15 protein-coding genes are annotated in these 18964 nt (G+C 70.7%); 8 read left to right on the top strand and 7 right to left on the bottom strand.

Going from position 1 to position 18964, the window contains the following annotated elements; all coding sequences use genetic code 11:
- The first annotated feature begins 30 nt into the window (after positions 1-30).
- Genes LG391_RS16570 through LG391_RS16550 form a run of 5 tightly spaced genes read left to right on the top strand, consistent with a single transcriptional unit; the run spans position 31 to position 5191 of the window.
- Entirely contained in the window at positions 31-1614 is a 1584-nt protein-coding gene (locus tag LG391_RS16570) for an ABC transporter substrate-binding protein (protein ID WP_225769103.1), read from the top strand.
- A 7-nt stretch (positions 1615-1621) separates the two neighbouring features.
- Positions 1622-2668 carry an ABC transporter permease gene (locus tag LG391_RS16565; protein WP_225769102.1) on the top strand — a complete coding sequence of 349 codons (1047 nt, stop codon included), beginning with the start codon at positions 1622-1624 and terminating at the stop codon, positions 2666-2668.
- Positions 2665-3588 (top strand): nickel transporter permease, encoded by a 924-nt coding sequence (gene nikC / locus LG391_RS16560; RefSeq protein WP_225769101.1) that lies wholly within the window; start codon positions 2665-2667, stop codon positions 3586-3588. Before LG391_RS16565 ends, nikC begins: the two co-directional genes overlap by 4 nt.
- Positions 3585-4442 (top strand): ABC transporter ATP-binding protein, encoded by an 858-nt coding sequence (locus tag LG391_RS16555; RefSeq protein ID WP_225769100.1) that lies wholly within the window; start codon positions 3585-3587, stop codon positions 4440-4442. The genes nikC and LG391_RS16555 overlap by 4 nt, the downstream gene beginning before the upstream one ends.
- Positions 4439-5191 (top strand): ABC transporter ATP-binding protein, encoded by a 753-nt coding sequence (locus tag LG391_RS16550; protein WP_225769099.1) that lies wholly within the window; start codon positions 4439-4441, stop codon positions 5189-5191. The genes LG391_RS16555 and LG391_RS16550 overlap by 4 nt, the downstream gene beginning before the upstream one ends.
- A 4-nt stretch (positions 5192-5195) precedes the next feature.
- On the opposite strand, the gene LG391_RS16545 is transcribed toward LG391_RS16550, so the two are convergent.
- From LG391_RS16545 to LG391_RS16525, 5 genes are read right to left on the bottom strand one after another with little or no spacing between them, the layout of a single operon-like run.
- Positions 5196-5951, bottom strand: coding sequence for an ABC transporter ATP-binding protein (locus LG391_RS16545; RefSeq protein ID WP_225769098.1), 756 nt, complete (start codon positions 5949-5951; stop codon positions 5196-5198).
- Positions 5948-6814, bottom strand: coding sequence for an ABC transporter ATP-binding protein (locus tag LG391_RS16540; protein WP_225769097.1), 867 nt, complete (start codon positions 6812-6814; stop codon positions 5948-5950). Before LG391_RS16540 ends, LG391_RS16545 begins: the two co-directional genes overlap by 4 nt.
- Complete coding sequence (locus tag LG391_RS16535) at positions 6804-7700, bottom strand: ABC transporter permease (RefSeq protein ID WP_225769096.1); 897 nt, start codon at positions 7698-7700, stop codon at positions 6804-6806. The genes LG391_RS16540 and LG391_RS16535 overlap by 11 nt, the downstream gene beginning before the upstream one ends.
- The gene (locus tag LG391_RS16530; RefSeq protein WP_225769095.1) at positions 7700-8725 is read right to left on the bottom strand and encodes an ABC transporter permease; all 1026 of its coding nucleotides are present in this window, start codon (positions 8723-8725) and stop codon (positions 7700-7702) included. Before LG391_RS16530 ends, LG391_RS16535 begins: the two co-directional genes overlap by 1 nt.
- Before the next feature lie 31 nt (positions 8726-8756).
- Positions 8757-10349, bottom strand: a complete 1593-nt coding sequence (locus LG391_RS16525) for an ABC transporter substrate-binding protein (RefSeq protein WP_225769094.1) — start codon at positions 10347-10349, stop codon at positions 8757-8759.
- A 142-nt stretch (positions 10350-10491) separates the two neighbouring features.
- On the opposite strand from LG391_RS16525, the gene LG391_RS16520 reads away from it, so the two are divergent.
- The 3 genes from LG391_RS16520 (at position 10492) to kdgD (ending at position 13262) form a co-directional block, all read left to right on the top strand.
- Complete coding sequence (locus tag LG391_RS16520) at positions 10492-11232, top strand: FadR/GntR family transcriptional regulator (RefSeq protein WP_225769093.1); 741 nt, start codon at positions 10492-10494, stop codon at positions 11230-11232.
- 87 nt (positions 11233-11319) lie between these two features.
- Positions 11320-12315, top strand: a complete 996-nt coding sequence (locus LG391_RS16515) for a mannonate dehydratase (RefSeq protein ID WP_225769092.1) — start codon at positions 11320-11322, stop codon at positions 12313-12315.
- Positions 12316-12350: 35 nt separating this feature from the next.
- Positions 12351-13262, top strand: a complete 912-nt coding sequence (kdgD, locus tag LG391_RS16510) for a 5-dehydro-4-deoxyglucarate dehydratase (protein WP_225769091.1) — start codon at positions 12351-12353, stop codon at positions 13260-13262.
- A gap of 10 nt (positions 13263-13272) precedes the next feature.
- Here kdgD and LG391_RS16505 read toward each other — a convergent pair whose 3' ends face one another.
- Both LG391_RS16505 and LG391_RS16500 read right to left on the bottom strand, forming a co-directional pair.
- Complete coding sequence (locus LG391_RS16505) at positions 13273-15267, bottom strand: CHASE2 domain-containing protein (protein WP_225769090.1); 1995 nt, start codon at positions 15265-15267, stop codon at positions 13273-13275.
- Entirely contained in the window at positions 15268-18936 is a 3669-nt protein-coding gene (locus LG391_RS16500) for a TonB-dependent receptor domain-containing protein (protein ID WP_225769089.1), read from the bottom strand.
- Between the last annotated feature and the right edge of the window lie 28 nt (positions 18937-18964).

The following is an 18964-nucleotide window of genomic DNA, read 5'->3' as shown; positions in this document are numbered from 1 at the left end:
TGGGCATCCGCCCCGACAGGGAGGACGAGAATGAGACTGTCCCTACTGGCCGCGACCGCGGCCCTGGCGCTCGCCTTCGGCATGCCCGGCGCCCAGGCCGCATCGCCGGCAAACGCGTTGGTGATCGGCACCCAGCTCAGCGCCGTGCCGTCGCTCGACCCGGCGGCGATCAACGCCCGCACCGTCTCCGAGATCGTCTCGAACCTCTACGACAACCTCGTGATGGTGGCGCCCGACGACCTGCAGACGATCCGGCCGATGCTGGCCGAAAGCTGGACTGTCGCCGACGACAAGCGCAGCATCACCATGACGCTGCGCCAGGGCGCGACCTTCTCCTCCGGCAATCCGGTGACGGCGGAGGATGCGGCCTGGACCATCCAGCGGGTGGTCAAGATGGGGCAGGTCGGATCGACCGACATCGCCCTCTGGGGCTTCACCAAGAACAATGTCGACCAGCTGGTCCAGGCCAAGGACGAGCGGACCCTGGTGATCAGCCTGCCGCAGCCGGTGTCGACCGACCTCGTGCTCTATTCGCTGGCCGGCGCCTCGCTCGGCATCATCGACAAGAAGACGGCGCTGCAGCACGAGCAGAACGGCGACCTGGCCCAGAACTGGCTGAAGGCGAACAGCGCCGGCAGCGGCCCGTACAAGCTGACCACCTGGCGGCCGAACGACATCCTGCTGTGCGACGCGCGGGCGGACTATTGGGGCGGCGCGCCGGCGATGAAGCGCGTGGTCATGCGGCACGTGCCGGAATCCGGCAACCTGCGGCTGCAGGTCGAGGCCGGCGACATCGATGTCGGCCAGTACATGGCCAACAGCGACATCGAGGCGCTGAAGGCCAAGGGTGCGACCGTCGACCCCGGGCCGGGCCTGGGCTTCTACTACATGGCCATGAACACGCAGGACCCGGACCTCGCCAAGCCCAAGGTGCGCGAGGCCTTCCAGCATATCATCGACTGGAAGCCGCTGGCCGAGACCACGATGAACTACAACGGCTTCCCCTGGCAGTCGATCATCCCGAAGGGGATGCCCGGCGCGCCGACAGGGGAGCCGACCGGCTATGAGTACGACCCCGAGCTGGCCAAGAAGCTGCTGGCCGAGGCCGGCTATCCGGACGGGCTGAAGAAGACGCTGTACCCATCGGGCGACGCGCTGCTGAAGATGGCGGTGGCGCTGCAGGCCAGCGCCAAGAAGGCGGGCGTCGAGTTCGAGGTCGTGCCGGGCGAGCACACACCGGATTTCCGCGCTCGGAAGTACCAGGTGCTGGTCGGCAATTCCGGCACGCGCCTGCCGGACCCGTTCGGCACGCTGGTGCAGTATGCCTATAACCCGGACAATCGGGACGAGGCGAAGCTCGGCGGCTACTACCTGTGGCGCACCGCGCTCGACGCGCCGGAGCTGACCAAAATGGTCGAGGCGTCGAAGTCCGAGACCGATCCGGCCAGGCGGGCGCAGCTGTTCTCCGAGATCGACCGCAAGTTCAAGGAGATGGTGCCGCCGCTGGTCATCGTGCTGCAGCGCACCGACCCCTATGTCATCCGCCAGGGCGTCACCGGCTATGTCGGCAACCCGACCTGGTCGACGCGCTGGCACGACGTGAAGAAGAACTGAGGGGCCGATGACGACGGTCGACGCGTTCAATCGGCCCGCACGCTTCCTGCGCATGCGGCGCCTGTCGGGCCGCACGCTGTCGGTCGTCGTCACCCTGGTCGGGCTGATGCTGCTGACCTTCTCCATGGGCCGGCTGCTGCCGGCCGACCCGGTGCTGGCGGTGACCGGGTCGGAGGTCGACAAGGCGACCTATGACCGCGTGTACCAGGAACTCGGCCTCGACCAGCCGGTCTGGCAGCAGTTCCTGTCCTATGTCGGCCGGGTCGTCACCGGCGACATGGGCCGGTCGCTGACCACCGGCCAGCCGGTCTCGGCCGACCTGCTCAGCGTCTTCCCGGCGACGATCGAGCTCGCCCTCGTCGCCATCCTGTGCGGCACGCTGGTCGGGGTGCCGCTCGGCGTCGTCGCCGCGGTCAACCGCGGCCGGCCGATCGACCACGTGGCCCGGGTGATCGGACTGGCCGGCCATTCGGTGCCGATCTTCTGGCTCGGCCTGATCGCGCTGATCGTGTTCTACGCCAAGCTGCAATGGGTCGCGGCCTCCGGCCGGATCGACATCCTGAACGAGGGGCTGGTGCCGCCGATCACCGGGCTCCTGCTGCTCGACACCGCGCTGCAGGGCGAGTGGGAGGTGTTCCGCGACGCGCTCGACCACATCATCCTGCCCGGCGCGATCCTCGGTTACTACTCGGTGGCCTATATCAGCCGCATGACCCGCAGCTTCATGCTGGAGCAGCTGGGCCAGGAATACATCGTCTCCGCCCGGGCCAAGGGCGTGTCGCGCCGGCGGATGATCTGGGCCCACGCCTTCAAGAACATCCGCGTCCAGCTGCTCACCGTCCTGGCGCTGACCTTCGGCGGGCTGCTGGACGGCGCGGTGCTGGTCGAGACCGTGTTCGGCTGGCCCGGCCTCGGCCAATACCTCACCCGGGGGCTGAAGATGAACGACATGAACGTGGTGATGGGCGCGGTGCTGCTGATCGGCATCGTCTTCCTGGCCATCAACATCATCTCCGACCGCCTCTACCGCATCCTGGACCCGCGCACCCGATGACCGCCACCCTCAGCGCTCCCCAGGGCAGCCTGCGTGCCTGGCTGAAGACGGACGCGCCGCGCACTGTCTTCCAGTCGGCGATGCAGCAGCTCTATCGCGGCTGGCTGCGCTTCGCCGCCCATCCGCTCGGCGTCGCCGGGCTCGGCGTCATCCTGCTGCTGATCGTGGCGGCGGTCGCCGCGCCCTGGCTGACGTCGCACGACCCGGTCGCGCAGGACATGGTCAACCGCCTGCAGCCGCCCTCGGCGGCACACTGGTTCGGCACCGACGAGTTCGGTCGCGACGTCTTCGCCCGCGTCGTCTACGGCGCGCGGACGACGATCTACATCATCCTGCTGGTCACCGTGATCGTCGCCCCGATCGGGCTCCTGATCGGCGCCTGCGCCGGCTATCTCGGCGGCTGGGCCGACGAGGTGCTGATGCGGGTCACGGACATCTTCCTGTCCTTCCCCGGCCTGGTGCTGGCGCTGGGCTTCGCCGCGGCGCTCGGCCCCGGCATCACCAACGCCATCATCGCCATCGCCCTGACCGCCTGGCCCCCGATGGCCCGCTTGGCCCGGGCCGAGGCGCTGAGCCTGCGGAAGGCCGATTTCATCGCCGCGGTGCGGCTTCAGGGCGCGTCGAAGGCGCGGATCATCACCCGCCACATCCTGCCGATGTGCCTGCCTTCGGTGGTGGTGCGCCTGACCCTGAACATGGCCGGCATCATCCTGACCGCCGCAGGCCTCGGCTTCCTCGGCCTCGGGGCGCAGCCGCCGCTGCCGGAATGGGGCGCCATGGTCTCCACGGGCCGTGAGTTCATGATCGACTGCCCCTGGGTGATCACCGCCCCCGGCATCGCCATCGCCGTGGTCAGTCTGGCCTTCAACCTCGCCGGCGACGCGCTGCGCGACGTGCTCGACCCGAGGTCCGGCGAATGAGCGATGCCCCGCTGATCGAGGTCCGCAACCTCGGCATCGCCTTCGGCCGCGGCGCCGGCGCCGTGCCGGTGGTGCGCGGCGTGTCCTTCACCCTCGGGCGCGAGAAGCTCGGCATCGTCGGCGAATCCGGCGCCGGCAAGTCCACCGTCGGCCGCGCCCTGATGCGGCTGCTGCCGCCCGCCGCCCGGGTCACCGCCGACCGGCTGGCCTTCCGCGGCACCGACCTGCTGGCCGCGAGCGAGAAACAGATGATGGAGCTGCGCGGCCGGCGCATGGGGCTGATCCTGCAGGACCCGAAATACTCGCTGAACCCGGTGGTGCCGGTCGGCGAGCAGATCGCCGAGGCCTGGCGGCTGCATCACAGGGGACCGGCCCGCGAGGCGAAGGAGCGCACCCTGGCGATCCTGGAGGCGGTGAAGATCCGCGACCCTGCCCGGGTGGCGCGACTATACCCGCATGAGATCTCGGGCGGGATGGGCCAGCGCGTCATGATCGCGATGATGCTGATCGCCGGCCCGGACGTGGTCATTGCCGACGAGCCGACCTCGGCGCTCGACGTCACCGTGCGGCTCGAGGTGCTGCACCTGCTGGACGAGCTGATCGAGAGCCGCGGCCTCGGCCTGATCCTGATCAGCCACGACCTCAACCTGGTCCGCCGCTTCTGCGACCGGGTGGTGATCATGTATGCCGGCCGGGTGATGGAGATCCTGCCCGCTGCCGACCTGGAACGGGCCGAGCATCCCTACACCCGCGGCCTCCTGGCCTCGCTGCCCTCGATCCACCGTGTCCAGGACCGGCTGCCGGTGCTGCGCCGTGACCCGGCCTGGTTGGCCGGAGCGGGAGGAACGCGATGATCGAAGTCCGTGATCTGGTCGTGCGCTTCGCCGCCGACGCGCCGCCGGCGGTGGCTGGCGTCTCCTTCGCCGTCGCCGCGGGCGAGACCTTCGGCCTAGTCGGGGAATCCGGCTGCGGCAAGTCGACGGTGCTGCGCGCCTTGGCCGGGCTGAACACCGACTATGCCGGGGAGGTGCGGCTCGACGGCACCGCGCTGCCGGCGGACCGGCCGCGCGGCTTCTTCAAGCGGGTGCAGATGGTGTTCCAGGACCCCTACGGGTCGCTGCATCCGCGCCAGACCATCCAGGCCCAGCTGCTGGAGCCGCTGCGCAACCAGGGGCTCGTTCCGCCCGCGGATGCGGTCGGCGCGGCGCTGGATTCGGTCGGTCTGCCGCGCACCGCCGCCTTCCGCTATCCGCACCAGCTGTCGGGCGGCCAGCGCCAGCGCGTGGCGATCGCCCGCGCCCTGATGCTGCAGCCGGAGGTGCTGCTGCTGGACGAGCCGACCTCCGCCCTCGACGTGTCCGTCCAGGCCGAGATCCTGAACCTGCTGATGGACCTGAGGGCGCAGCGGGGCCTGACCTACATCCTGGTCAGCCATGATCTCGCCGTGGTCGCCCATATGTGCCACCGCATCGCGGTGATGCAGGGCGGCCGCATCGTCGACGGCTTCGACGCGGCGACGCTGCGCGCCGGCACGCCCGAGCATCCCTACACGCGTGAGCTGCTGGCGGCCAGCGAGGCCTATGGCGAGGGGGCCGCGGCCTGACCGGTCACAGGAAGCTGTTCGCGATCAGCTCGCGCGTATAGGGCGCCTCGACGCTGCGGGCGCGCAGAGCGTCGGCCGGCAGCTCCTCGACCACCGCGCCGTCCTTCATCACCAGCACCCGGTCGCACATCTGGCCGACCACGGCGAGGTCGTGGCTGACGAAGACATAGGTCAGCCGGTGCTCCTCGCGCAGGGCCATCAGCAGATTCAGCACCTCCGCCTGGACCGACACGTCGAGGGCGGAGGTCGGCTCGTCCAGCAGCACGATCGGCGGGCGCAGGGCCAGCGCCCGGGCGATGGCGACGCGCTGGCGCTGGCCGCCCGACAGCTGGTGCGGGTAGCGGTCGGCGAAGCGCGCCGGCAGGCCCACCCGCGCCAGCGCGCCCGGCACATGGTCCCACGGGTCGGGCAGGCCCATGGCGATCAGCGGCTCGGCCAGGGCGCGGCCGATGCTGTGCCGCGGGTGCAGCGATCCATAGGGATCCTGGAACACCATCTGCACCCGGGCCAACTCGTCGCGGCCGCGCTTCGGGCCGACCGGCTGTCCGGCCAGCTGGATCCGGCCGGTCCAGCGCTGCTCCAGCCCGGCGAGGGAGCGCAGCACCGTCGACTTGCCGCAGCCGGATTCACCGACGATGCCGAGCGCGCCGCCGGGCTCGACCGCGAAGGAGACGCCTTTCACCGCATGCGCGGTGCCGCGGCGGGACTGGAAGCGGACGTCGAGATCCGCGACCCGGACCATGGTCTCGCCGGGGCTCATCGGGCGGCCTCCTCGAAGGCGGCGAGGCTCGCCCGGTCGATCACCGGCAGCCGCTTCGGCCGCGGGCCGTCGAAGCCGGGCATCGAGGCGATCAGGCCGCGCGTGTAGGGATGCCGGGCCTCATCGAGCGAGCGCAGCTCCTCGACAACCCGGCCGGCATACATGACGAGGATCCGGTCGCAGAAGCGCGCGACCATGCGGATGTCGTGGCTGATCAGGATCAGGCCGGAGCCGTTCTCGCGCACCAGCCCGTCCAGCAGGGTCAGCACGTCCTGACGCACGCTGACGTCCAGCGCCGAGGTCGGCTCGTCGGCGATCACCAGCTTCGGCTTGTTCAGCAGCATCATCGCGATCATGGCGCGCTGGCCCATGCCGCCCGAGATCTCGTGCGGGTACAGCGCCATGGTCCGCTCCGGATCGCGGATCCGGACATGGCCCAGCATCTCCAGCGCCGCCTTGCGTGCCGCCCGTGCCCCCAGCTTCAGGTGCACCCGCGCCGATTCCGCGATCTGCGCCCCGATCGGCTTCACCGGGTTCAGCGAATAGCGCGGGTCTTGCAGGATCAGGGCCATGTCGCGGCCGCGGATCCGGGTCATCTCCCGCTCGGACAGGGACAGCAGGTCGCGGCCGGCGAAGCGCAGGGCGTCGGCTGCGACCCGCGCGCCTTTGGGCTGCAGCCGCATGATGGCCCGCCCGGCGGTGGACTTGCCGGAGCCGGATTCGCCGACGATGCCAAGCCGCTCGCGGCCCAGCGCGAAGCCGACGTCGCGGACGGCCCGGACCTCGTAGCTGCCATGGCCGAATGTGACGGACAGGTTCTCGACCTGCAGCATCGGCGCGCCGTTCGTGGCATCAGCGGGCATGGCGGGGGTCCAGCACGTCGCGCAGGGCGTCGCCCAGCAGGTTGAAGGCCAGGCCGGTCGCCAGGATCGCCAGGCCGGGCATCACCGAGACCCACCAGGCGTCGAGCATGAACTTGCGGCCGCTGGAGATCATCGCCCCCCATTCCGGCGCCGGCGGCTGGGCGCCGAGGCCGAGGAAGCCGAGGCCCGCCGCGGTCAGGATCACGCCGGCCATCGACAGGGGCAGGCGCACGATCACCGACGGGATGCACATCGGCATCACATAGAGGCCGATCAGCCGCAGATGCGAGGCGCCGTAGAGCCGCGCCGCCGCGATGTACTCGGCCTGGCGCACCACCAGCGTCTCGGCCCGCGCCAGCCGGGCGATCGACGGCCAGGAGGTCAGCGAGATGGCGACGATCGCCGTGCCCAGCCCGGCGCCGAGCGCCGCGGCGAAGGCCAGCGCCAGCACCAGCGAGGGGAAGGACAGGACGATGTCGGTGGCCCGCATCAGCACGGCGTCGACGCGTCCGCCGCAATAGCCGGCGACGACACCGATCAGCAGGCCGATCGGCCCGATGATCAGCGTGACCGTGCCGACGATCTGCAGCGTGATCCGGCTGCCCCAGACCAGGCGGCTGAAGATGTCGCGGCCGAGCTCGTCGGTGCCGGCGAGATGCACCCAGTCCGGCCGCTGCAGCACGTTGTTCAGGTTCTGCACCGTCGGGTCGTAGGGTGCGATCCAGGGGGCCAGAAGGGCGACCACGGCGAGCAGGCCGATGAAGGCCAGCCCGGCGATGCCCAGCGGCTCGTGCCGGAAGCGGCGCAGCTGGGCGGAGAAGGCGCCGCCGGCCGCCGGTTCCGCCGCGGCCGGCGTCATCGGCTGCTGTGCCTGCATCGACGACATCAGCGGGCCTCCCGCGTGCGGGGGTCGAGCGCCAGATAGGCGGCATCGGCCAGGAGGTTGAGGATCATGAAGATCAGGCCGATCAGGAGCGTGCAGGCCAGGATGGCGTTCATGTCGCCGATCATCAGCGCGTTGGTCATGTACTGGCCGATGCCGGGCCAGGAGAACACGATCTCCACCAGCACCGCCCCCTCCAGCAGATGGCCGTAGGAGATGGCCAGGATGGTGACCAGCTGCACCGCGATGTTCGGCAGGATGTGGCCCCAGACCACAGCCGGCAGCCGCAGCCCCTTGGCCCGGGCGGCGATGATGTAGTCCTGGCCCAGCTGCTCCAGCGTGAAGCTGCGGGTCATGCGGACGATATAGGCCATCGCGGCATAGGCCAGGATGCTGGCCGGCAGGATCAGGTGGCCGAGCGCGTTCCAGAAGATCTCGTTCTCGCCGGCCAGCAGGCTGTCGATCAGGATGGCGCCGGTGCGCGGCTCGACGATGCCCTCGTAGAACACGTCGATCCGGCCCGGCCCGCCGACCCATTGCAGCCCGGCATAGAACACGATCAGCCCGACGATGCCGAACCAGAACACCGGCAGGGAATGGCCCAGCAGGGCAATCACCCGGGCGATCTGGTCCAACAGCGTGTCGCGGTACAGCGCCGCCAGGAGGCCGAGCGGCACGCCGACGACGACGCTGAGGATGATGGCCAGCGTCGCCAGCTCCAGCGTCGCCGGGAAGGCGGCGGCCAGGTCCGACACCACCGGGTTGCCGGTCAGGACAGCGGTGCCCAGGTCGCCGTGCAGCAGGTTCGTCAGATAGACCCAGAACTGCTGCGGGATCGGCAGGTCGAGGCCCATCTTGGCCCGCATCGCGGCATAGGCCGCGGGATCCGCGAGCTCGCCGACGATGGCGCCCACCGGATCGGACGGCATTAGCCGTCCGATCACGAAGGTGAGGCAGAGCAGGACGAACAGGCTGAGCAGCAGGCTGAAGACGCGGCGCAGCAGCTTCAGCGGCAGGTCGCGGGTCATGTCGTCTCCTGTCCGCCGGCCCGCATCGCGGTCACTCGGCCTTCTTCTTGACGATGTCCAGCCGGACGCCGCGGAAGCCCTGGCCGATGAAGTTCTCGACATCCGCCGACACCACCACCGGCGAGAACCGCTCGAACATCGGCAGGATGGCCGGGCCGCTGGCCAGGAACTGCTTCTGGATCTCGGTGTAGAGGGCCTCGCGCTTGGCGCGGTCCTCCTCGCCGCGGGCCTGGACGGTCAGCTTGGTCAGCTCCGGGATGTCCCAGGCGGACCGCCAGGTGAAGTAGCCGGAATTTCCGTTCGGGCTGTTGTCCGGGTTGTAGGTGAAGTTCTGCAGGGACCCGATCGGATCGGCCATGTTGCCGCCGCCGGTCAGCGGCATCAGCAGGTCGAACTCACGGGCGCGGTGGGCGGCGATGATCTGGCTGCCGTTGCCCTGCTCGATCGAGACCTTGATGCCGATCTGGGCCAGCGAGGCCTGGATGGCGGTGGCCAGGTCGACGCGCGGGGTCTCGGCGATCGTCTTCAGGGTCAGCGGGAAGCCGTCCGGGAAGCCGGCCTTGGCCAGCAGCTCCTTGGCCTTGGCGACGTCGAGCGTGTAGCCCGGATCGGGCAGGGCGGTCGGGTAGTTCTCCGGCACCGGCACCTGGCGCACCCGGCCATAGGGGCCCATGATCGTCTTCTGCATGCCGGCATAGTCCAGGCCCCAGGCGATGGCGCGGCGGACGTCCGGATTGGCCAGGTACTTGTTCTGGGTGTTCATCGCCAGCACGTAGAAGCCGCCGGTCGGCACCCGCTGGGTGACGAAGCCGGGCTTGCCGTCGAAGGCGGTGATGTCGGAGGCGGCGAGCGCCGTCGCCACGTCGATGTCGCCGCGCTCCAGCAGCAGGCGCTGCACCTGGCTTTCCGCGACGTGGCGCAGCACCACCCGCTTCATCGCCGGCGCGCCGCCCCAGAAGGCGTCGTTCCGGTCCATCAGGATGATCTCGTTCGGCGACCAGCGGCGCAGCACGAAGGGGCCGGACCCGGCCGAATTGGCGCGCAGCCAGGCATTGCCGAAGTCGTTGTTGGCCTCGTGCCTGGTGGCCTCGACCTTGTCGATCACGGCGCCGTTGTTGCCGGACAGGGCGAACAGCACGAACTCCGCGATCGTGCCTTCCGGCAGCTTCAGGCGGAAGGTCTTGGGGTCGACCACCTCGAGGAAGCTGTCGATGTTGGTCTCGTCGTAGCCGTAGGGCTTCCACAGCGATGCGGCGGCCTGGTTCAGCTTCAGCATCCGCCGCAGCGACCACGCCGCGTCCTCGGCCGTCACCGGGTTGCCGGAGGCGAACTTGGCGTCGCGCAGATGGAAGACGATCGACCGGCCGTCGACCTCCCAGCTCTCGGCCAGCTGCGGCACCAGCTTGGTCGGGTCGTTCGGATCGGTGGAGACCAGCCGGTCGTAGATGTTGGAGGTGACGATCCAGGAGCCGGATTCGGTGGCCTGGCCGGGGTCCAGCGACAGCACCTGCGCCAGCGAAGCGCCGATCACCAACTGGTCGGCCGGCGTCTTGGCCTCGGCGGAACCAACGGCCGGCGCCAGCGCGACGGCCAGGGCCAGCAGCCTTCTACTCCACTTTCCCATGGTCCGAGCCTCCCTGTCTTTATATGATGTCTGTTGTCTGACGACTATCATTGCCGATCTTGACTTCGCAAGTGTCAAATGTGTGACTGCCATTGACGAATGGGCGGAGGGCACGCCCCCACGAAGACGATCAGGAGGAGCGGTGCCGAACCCAACTGAAACCGAAGCGGGACCGCCACGACGCCGCGAGAAGCTGGCCGTCGCGGTTGCCGAGGCCCTGCGCCAGCGGATCGCCAACGGCGCGCTGCAGGTCGGCGCCAGGCTGCCGACCGAACAGCGCCTGATCGACGAGTTCAACGTCAGCCGAACCGTGGTGCGCGAGGCGATCGCCGAGCTGCGGGCCAGGGGGCTGGTCGAGCCGCGCCAGGGGGTGGGCGTGTTCGTGACGCCCGGGGCGGAGCCCGAGCCCGGCCTCCTGTCCGGCGACTTCACCCGGCTTTCGGAAGTCCTTGAATTGCTGGAGTTCCGCATGGGGGTGGAGATCGAGGCGGCGGGCCTGGCGGCGCTGCGCCGGTCGTCACGGCAGGAGGCCGAGATCCTGCTGGCGCATGACCGCATGATCGCCGCCGTCGACATCGGCGGCAGCGCCGTCGACGCCGATTTCGGGCTGCACCTGGCGATCGCCGCAGCCACCAACAACCACTTCTACAGCGATGTCCTGACCTATCTCGGCAAGCGAACCATCCCGCGCAGCCGGCTGGGCGAATCGGCCGAGGCGACGACCAGCTATCTGCGCAAGGTGATCGTCGAGCATGCCCGGATCATCGAGGCGATCGAGCGCCAGGACCCGGACGGCGCCCGCCTGGCGATGCGTCATCACCTGACCGAAAGCCAGCGCCGCTACCGCGCCCTGGGCGGGCTGCCGGCCGACGCCGGATCCTGACCGGCACCGCCGCGTTCCGGCTTGTCATCAGTCATATGATGTCATATTAGCTCAGCCAACAAAGCTGATCCCAGGGAGGGCGCGGGCATGTATCTCGGAACGCAGAACGGGGTTCGGGACGACGACGATCTCAGGGTCCTGGCCCAGCTCGGTGTCCGCCACCTCAACGACAACCCGCCCGGCAACCCGCATGACTGGTCGCTGGATGTGCTGCTGCGCCACCGCGAGAAGATCGAGAGCTTCGGCCTGGTGCTCGACATGGTGCAACTGCCGCTCGGCTCGCGCCCGATCGAGCAGTCGGACAGCCCGGACATCCTGTCGGCCGGGCCGAACCGCGACCGCCAGATCGACTCGATCTGCCGGCTGATCGAGAACCTGGCCCGGGCCGGCATTCCGGCCGCCAAGTACAACCTCAACATCATCGGCATCCCGCGGACCCCGGACGAGCCGGGGCGCGGCGGGTCGATGAACGCCTCCTTCCGCTGGGACAAGGCGGACCAGAATGCGCCGCCGACCCTGGTCGGCACCCTGTCCGAGGACGAGAACTGGGAGCGCATCGACTATTTCCTCGAGCGGGTGGTTCCGGTCGCCGAGGCGAACAAGGTCCGGCTGGCCTGCCATCCGCACGATCCCTACACCCCGCCCGGCTATCGCGGCGTCACCCGGGTTCTGGGCACGGTCGAGGGGCTGAAGAAGTTCGTGCAGATGCGCGAGAGCCCCTATCACGGCCTGAACTTCTGCCAGGGCACGGTCGGCGAGATGCTGGACGACCCGAGGAACGAGATCGACGACGTGATCCGCTGGTTCGGCAGCCGCGGCAAGATCTTCAACGTCCATTTCCGCAACATCCGCGGCCGCAAGCTCTCCTTCATGGAGACGTTCCCGGAGGAGGGCGACATGGACATGTGGCGGTCGATCAAGCTCTACGCCGAGCTCGGCTACCCCTACATGGTGATGCCGGACCACGTGCCGACCATCAGCGGCCGCGATCCGGAAGGCGTCGCCTTCGCCTTCGTCTACGGCTACATCGCCGCCCAGCTCGAGGCGGTGGGCCAGCTCTATCCGGGGTCCGTGACCCGCTGATCCGACCGCCTGCCGATCCGACCAACGAGGCCACGATGGATCCCCAGCAGCTCAAAGGTGCCCTGTCTGCAGGGCTCCTGTCCTTCCCCGTGACCCATTTCGACGCCGATCACGGCTTCGACCGCGCCGGCTACGAGGCGCATGTCGGCTGGCTCGGCGGCTTCGGCGCCGCGGTGCTGTTCGCCGCCGGCGGCACCGGCGAGTTCTTCTCGCTGACTCCGGCCGAGGTGCCGCAGGTGGTGCGCGCGGCGAAGGCCGCCGCCGGGTCCACGCCGATCGTCTCCGGCTGCGGCTACGGCACCCGGATCGCGGTCGAGATCGCGAAGGACGCCGAGGCGGCGGGGGCCGACGGCATCCTGCTGCTGCCGCCCTATCTGATGACGGCGGAGCAGGCGGGGCTGTACGCCCATGTCAAGGCGGTGTGCGACGCCGTCGGCATCGGCGTCATCGTCTACAACCGCGACAACGCGGTGCTGCAGGCCGACACCATCGCCCGGCTGTGCGACGCCTGTCCGAACCTGGTCGGCTTCAAGGACGGCCACGGCCAGGTCGACCTGGTGCTGGAGATCACGCGCCGCATGGGCGGCCGCCTGGCCTATATCGGCGGCATGCCGACGCATGAGGTGTTCGCGGCGCCGTACTTCGCCGCTGGCGTCACCACCTATTCCTCGGCCGTGTTCAACTTCGTGCCGGAGCTGGCGCAGCGCTTCTACCGCGCCCTGCGCGGCGGCGACACGGCGACGACAGACGCGTTGCTGCGCGACTTCTACTATCCGCTGCTGGCGATCCGGAACCGCGGCAAGGGCTATGCGGTGTCGATCATCAAGGCCGGGCTGGCCGCGGTCGGCCGCCCTGCCGGTCCGGTGCGCCCGCCGCTGACCGACCTGAAGCCGGAGGAGATGGCGCAGCTGCGCGACCTGCTGGCCCGGCACGAGGCCCCGGCCTGACGCGAAGCGCCTATTTCTCCATGGCGATCGTCTCCCCCGCCCAGGCCTCGGGCGGGGGGTGGCGCTCGTGCTCGGCGATGCGCAGGACGTAGAGGTCGTACAGGGCGGCCAGCGACGGCTCGATGTCCCGGCATTCCAGGAAGGCCGTCCGCGCTTCGTCCCAGCGGCGGGCGCGGTAGGCGGCGAGCGCCGCCTCGTGCCGGCCGGCCAGCGCCCGATAGGCTTCGTCCCCGACGCTGCGATGGGCGAGCAGCGTGTAGACCGCCGCCGGCTCGGTCCGGCCCTTGACCACCAGCCGGTCCAGCTCGATCAGCGGCGCCCGGCCGGCGAGAGCCAGGGCGGTGTCCGGCCCGATCACCGTGCCCACGCCATAGCGCTTGCAGGCGCCTTCGAGGCGCGAGGCGAGGTTGACGCTGTCGCCCAGCGCCGAATAGTCGAAGCGCCGGTCCGAGCCCATGTTGCCGACCACGCAGGTGCCGGTGTTGATGCCGATGCCGATCGCGATCGGGACGGCCACACCCTCCCGCCGCAGCGACTCGTTCAGCGCGGCGATCTCCGCGAGCATCCGGCGGGCGGCTTCGACCGCATGGGCGGCGTGGTCCGGGTCGTCCAGCGGCGCGTTCCAGAACGCCATGACGCAGTCGCCGATGAACTTGTCGATGGTGCCGCCGGTCGCCAGCACGGCCTCGGACAACGGCGTCAGGATCCGGTTCAGGAGGCGGGTCAGGCCCTGGGGATCCTGCTTCATCTCCTCCGACAGGGTGGTGAAGCCGCGGACGTCGCAGAACAGCACGGTCAGCACCCGGGTCTCGCCGCCCAGCTGCAGCTGGCCCGGGTCCTGCGCCAGGCGCGACACCAGCGACGGCGCCAGGTAGTGCTCGAAGGCGCGGGTGATGCGGCGGCGCTGCGCCTGCTCGCGGGCGAAGCCGTAGCTGCCCTGGACGATGATGGCGGCGGTGGTGCCCAGCATCGGCAGCACCGGCGGCAGCCAGACCCGGCCGAAGCGCAGCAGGGCATAGCTGCCGGCGGCGATGCCGATCGCCAGCAGCGCCAGGGCGGCGAGGGACGGCACCGGCCCCAGCCGGCGGGTGCCGAACAGCGCGACCAGCAGCAGCGCGGCCAGCACCACGGGCGGCAACCAGGGCGGCGCCGGCGTGATCCACAGCCCATGCACCAGGTTGTCGAGGATGGTGGCCTGCACCTCGGCCCCGGCGGTCAGGCGCCCCGTCTTCACCGTATAGGGCGTGACGAAGGCGTCGGCGCCGCCGCTGGTGACGGTCGGCACCGCCTGCAGGCTGAAGCCGACGATCGCGGCCCGGCCGGACAGGAAGCCGGGCGGCAGCATCCCCTCCGGCTGCAGCGCCTGATAGTAGGACACGGTCGGATAGCTGCGCGGCGGCCCGAAATACTGCAGCAGGGCACCGGGCGGCGGCGCGGCCTCATGCCCGGCGAGGCGCGCGAGGGTCGCGGCGAAGGGATCGGGCACGTTCGGCAGGCGCCGCAGCACGCCATCGGAATCCAGGTCGACCGAAGCGACGCCTGAGCGGGCGCCGCCGGCCAGCAGCGTCGCCAGCGGCTCGGTCCGGATCCGCTGTTCGAAGCGCTGGTCGGCGATGGCGGTGATGTCGGCCGCCAGCACGGTGTCGCCCGCCAGGGCCGCGGCCAGGGCGGTATCCTCCGCCGGCTGCGACGGCTCGGCGAAGACGATGTCGAATCCGATCGGCCCGGCGCCGGCGCCGCGCAGCGCCCGGGCCAGCCCGGCATGGACGCTGCGCGGCCACGGCCATTGCCGGCCGATCTCGGCGAAGGACGGCTCGTCGATCGCCACCACCACGGCGCTGTGCGCGGGCGGCCGCGGCGGGTCGTAGGTCGAGAACAGGTCGAAGGCCCGATGCTCCACCACCTGCCACCCGTCCGACGCGCCGAGGGGAACGAGGCCGGCGAAGAGCAGCGCCGCCAGCAGGACCGGCAGCCACAGGCTCCCATGGACCCGGCCCTGCGCCATCTAGAACCGGATCGAAGCGGTGGCGGCGACCAGGCGGCCCGGCGCCTCGACCCCGAAGGCGGTGTCGTACTCCTCGTCGAACAGGTTGCGGATCACGAAGCCCAGGGCGATGCGCTTGTCCAGCGGCTCCCAGCTGATCGCGATGTTGGTGCTGCCGAAGCCGTCGATCTCCGGCAGCCCCGGGCCGCTCGACTGCGGCCCGGCCCAGACCCGCTCGATCTGCGCCCGGATCTGCAGCGGGTGCACCCAGACGGCGCCGATCCGCGCCGTCCAGTCCGGCACGAAGGGGATCCGCTTGCCCTCGCCGAGGCCCTCGGTGATCTCCGACCGGATCAGCGAGGCCGAGCCGTAGACGCCGATCCCGCCGTCGAACCAGATGTTGCCGGCGGCGGTCACCCGGTCGGTGCGGCCGCGCTCGACCTCCAGCGAGACCAGCTGGGCCGAGGGGTAGGCGAAGGACAGGTTCTCCAGCTCCTGGTGCTGGCCCTCCAGGCTGGTGAAGAGATGCGAGGTCCACTCCGCCTCCCAGCGGGCGGTATAGCTGGTGGCGACGCCGCCGGTCGCGAGGGGCAGCGTGTCCGGCACGATGCCGACCGTGTCGACCGGGGCCAGGGTCAGGCTGCCCGGCGTCTGCGCCCCGCGCTGGACCGCGGCGCGCAGCCAGTGCCCCTCGGCCGGGGACCACGCCACGCCCAGCCGCGGCTCCAGCACCACGTCGGGCACGGGGCCGCCGTCGCCGGCACGCACGATGCCGGTGCCGAAATCGATCCGCAGGTCGGGGGTGGGCGTCCAGCGGCCGTAGGCGAAGACGCGGCCCAGCGTCTGCTCGATCTCGCTGCGGGCCGTCTCGTGGCCGCGGTCGGACTGCACCTCCCGGCCGAAGAGCTTGATCGAGGTCCAGACGGTCTCGTCGAAGGTCAGGGTCGACCGCGTCGACTGCACCTCGAAGCCGTACTGGACCGTGATGTCGCCCGTGCCCCAGACATGGGCCAGGCCGCCCATGGTGGTGTCGTTGTGCTGCTTGACGATGTCGTCGGCCCGGATGTCGTAGCTGACGAACTCCGGGAAATCCCGGTCGGGGATGTCGAACAGCAGCGTGCGGTTGAAGTCCCGGCGCTCGACATGACTGTGCTGGACCATGGCGGTCAGGCGGCTGCGCTCGCCGAGGCGGTAGCCGAAGGCCAGGCCGCCGGACACGGCCCGGCTGCGTTCGCTGGCGAAGGGGGTGGGCGCGAACGAGGTTCCAGCGAGCTCGTTGCCGGCCTCGCCGCCATCGATCCAGACCGCGAAGCTGCCGCCCAGACCCAGGCGGCCGGCGAGGCGGGCGGAGCCGGTCCAGCTGTCGCTGTCGTCGCCATGGTCGTCGCCGTCATTGTCGATCCGGGCGAAGCTGGCCCGGAAGGCCAGCGGGATCGGCGTGACGGTGTAGGCGTCGATGTCGACCCCCTCGCTGTGGCCGAGCGTGTCGCCGACGGCGACGATGCCGCCGGTCAGCTGCGCGTCCAGGAACGGCCGGGGCAGCAGGTCGGTGCGGCGCTGCCGCGACGAGGCCAGGGTGGGGTCGAGCAGCAGGGCCTGGATCTCCTCCGACAGAGCCACGCCGTCGGGCACGGCAGGGTCGGCGCCGAACACGGTCGGCTGGGTGATGACCGACCGGCCGAGAAAACTGGCGGCGCTGAACGGGTCGTCGGTGCGGTCATTGTAGTAGCGGCCCCAGTCCAGCAGGCCGAGATTGGCATAGGCCGCCAGCAGCGGCGGCCCCAGCCGGTTGCCCAGATTGGCGGTGCTCAGCGCCAGGCTGCCCTGGCCGCTGCGGGCCGCGATCTCCCGCGCGTTGCGGATCGCCTCGTCGGCCTCGGCCTCGTCGATCGCGATGATGGTCCGCAGATTGGGGACCATCGGGTCGTTCGGGTCCAGCCGGTCGGCGTTCTCCAGCGTCTGCTTCGCCTGTCCGGTCTCGCCGAGCGCGTATTGTGCCGCCGCCAGGCCCTGCAGGTTCTCCGAGGAGGCGGGGTTGGCGGCCGAGGCGGCCAGGAACTTCTCCAGCGCGCCATCGACGTCGCCGGTCTCGAAGGCCAGGATGCCTTCGCCGATCAGGGTGATGCCGGAATCGGGGTCGATCTCCCGCGCCTGGCCCAGCAGCTCGCGGGCGCGGTCAATCATGCCGGCCTCGAGGTAGAGGACCGCCTGGTTGACCCGGATGTTGGCGGCGTCGGGGTCGAGCGCGGCGGCCTTCTCCAGCGCGGCGTCGGCCTCGACCAGCCCGCCGCGGATGTCGTGCAGCATGCCGAGATCGTTCCAGCTCTCGGCATCGCCCGGGGCCTCGCCGGTGGCACGGCGCAGCAGCGTCAGCGCCCCGTCCGGGTCGTTGGCGAAGGCGACCTTGTAGTCGGCGGCCATGCGCAGGGCCTCCGGATCGTCGGGGTCGATCGCCAGGGCGCGATCGGCCGCTTGCCGCATCCCTTCGCGGTCGCCCAGCACCTGCGCCGCCATGGCCTCGCTGACGGCGATGTCGAGATCGCCGGGGAAGCGGCGGCCGCCTGCCTGCAGCGTGGCATAGGCGGCCGGCAGGTCGCCCCGGATCGCCTGCAGCCAGGCCAGCCCGTCGACCGCGAGAGGATCGTCGCTGGCCACGAGCTCGCGCTCCATCGCCGCCGCGTCGACAGCCTCGCCGGAGGCCGAGCCGGCGAAGAAGCGGCCGAGGCGGGCCCGCCGCCGCAACCGTCCGGTGCTGCCGGCCTCGGCGGCGGCGAAGGCTCGGGCCGCGTCCTCCTCGCGGCCGGCCCGGCCGGCCAGGAGGCCGTCCAGCAGATCCGCCCGCACCGCCTGCTCCGGCGTCAGCGGCCCGGCGGCGCGGGCCCTGGCCAGATCGGCGGCCGCCGCCGCGGGACCGGCGATATCGAGATCCGCCTCGGCCAGGGACAGCCAGTCCTCGGCCGAGCGCTGCGCTTCCGGCACGGCGGTGATGCGGCGATGCGCCTCGCGCCGGCTGCGGGCGTCGGTATGGGAGGCGGGGAAGGAGTCGAACACGCTGCCCGGCGCCAGCCAGAACAGCATCTGCTCCCGGTCCTTCGGCGTGGTGACGATGATCTTGGCCGGCGCACTGCCGACCGCCGCCACCGCCGCCTCGCCGCGGCCGACGCTGACCCGGCCGAATTCGTTGCTCAGCTCGACCACGCCGGACAGCACGACCAGCGTGGTCTTGCCGTCCGGCCCGACCGCCAGCGACCAGTCGGTGCCGCGGATCGCCGCGGTCGCGGCCGGCGTCGTGATCTCGACGCCGCTGCCGCCGGTCACCGCCCGGGCCCACACCGCGCCGGAGTTCAGGTCCATCCGTGCCGGGCCGCCGTCGCCGCCGACCTCGCGCACCAGCAGCTGGGAGTTGTTGTGGACACGGATCTGGGTCTGGTCGGCGAACAGGATCGCCAGCCCGCCCAGAGGGCCGGTGCGCAGCGCGTCGCCGCCCAGCAGCACCTGCTGCACCTCCGCATCCTGCCAGAGCTCCGCGGCGGTGAACCGGACTTCCGACTGCCCCGTGGCCTGGACGATCGAGCCCGCGGCCCTGCCGTCGCGCGGCACCACCGCGGCATCGGCCGTATCGAAACCGAAGAGTGGGACAACCAGGCTCAGCGAGCCCAACAGGATCCGCCGAAGAATGAGGCGGTGCATCGAATATGTCTCCGTCCGTCAATAGCCC

The sequence above is a fragment of the Inquilinus sp. Marseille-Q2685 genome (assembly GCF_916619195.1).
Classification (GTDB): domain Bacteria; phylum Pseudomonadota; class Alphaproteobacteria; order DSM-16000; family Inquilinaceae; genus Inquilinus.
Note: the sequence above shows the minus strand (reverse complement) of the source record. Positions and strands in the feature narration are given on the sequence as shown.

Excerpts from the sequence above, each read along its gene's own strand:
- LG391_RS16570 (WP_225769103.1), top strand. The coding sequence starts at position 31 with ATGAGACTGTCCCTACTGGCCGCGACCGCGGCCCTGGCGCTCGCCTTC.
- LG391_RS16565 (WP_225769102.1), top strand. The coding sequence starts at position 1,622 with ATGACGACGGTCGACGCGTTCAATCGGCCCGCACGCTTCCTGCGCATG.
- nikC (WP_225769101.1), top strand. The coding sequence starts at position 2,665 with ATGACCGCCACCCTCAGCGCTCCCCAGGGCAGCCTGCGTGCCTGGCTG.
- LG391_RS16555 (WP_225769100.1), top strand. The coding sequence starts at position 3,585 with ATGAGCGATGCCCCGCTGATCGAGGTCCGCAACCTCGGCATCGCCTTC.
- LG391_RS16550 (WP_225769099.1), top strand. The coding sequence starts at position 4,439 with ATGATCGAAGTCCGTGATCTGGTCGTGCGCTTCGCCGCCGACGCGCCG.
- LG391_RS16545 (WP_225769098.1), bottom strand. The coding sequence starts at position 5,951 with ATGAGCCCCGGCGAGACCATGGTCCGGGTCGCGGATCTCGACGTCCGC.
- LG391_RS16540 (WP_225769097.1), bottom strand. The coding sequence starts at position 6,814 with ATGCCCGCTGATGCCACGAACGGCGCGCCGATGCTGCAGGTCGAGAAC.
- LG391_RS16535 (WP_225769096.1), bottom strand. The coding sequence starts at position 7,700 with ATGTCGTCGATGCAGGCACAGCAGCCGATGACGCCGGCCGCGGCGGAA.
- LG391_RS16530 (WP_225769095.1), bottom strand. The coding sequence starts at position 8,725 with ATGACCCGCGACCTGCCGCTGAAGCTGCTGCGCCGCGTCTTCAGCCTG.
- LG391_RS16525 (WP_225769094.1), bottom strand. The coding sequence starts at position 10,349 with ATGGGAAAGTGGAGTAGAAGGCTGCTGGCCCTGGCCGTCGCGCTGGCG.
- LG391_RS16515 (WP_225769092.1), top strand. The coding sequence starts at position 11,320 with ATGTATCTCGGAACGCAGAACGGGGTTCGGGACGACGACGATCTCAGG.
- kdgD (WP_225769091.1), top strand. The coding sequence starts at position 12,351 with ATGGATCCCCAGCAGCTCAAAGGTGCCCTGTCTGCAGGGCTCCTGTCC.
- LG391_RS16505 (WP_225769090.1), bottom strand. The coding sequence starts at position 15,267 with ATGGCGCAGGGCCGGGTCCATGGGAGCCTGTGGCTGCCGGTCCTGCTG.
- LG391_RS16500 (WP_225769089.1), bottom strand. The coding sequence starts at position 18,936 with ATGCACCGCCTCATTCTTCGGCGGATCCTGTTGGGCTCGCTGAGCCTG.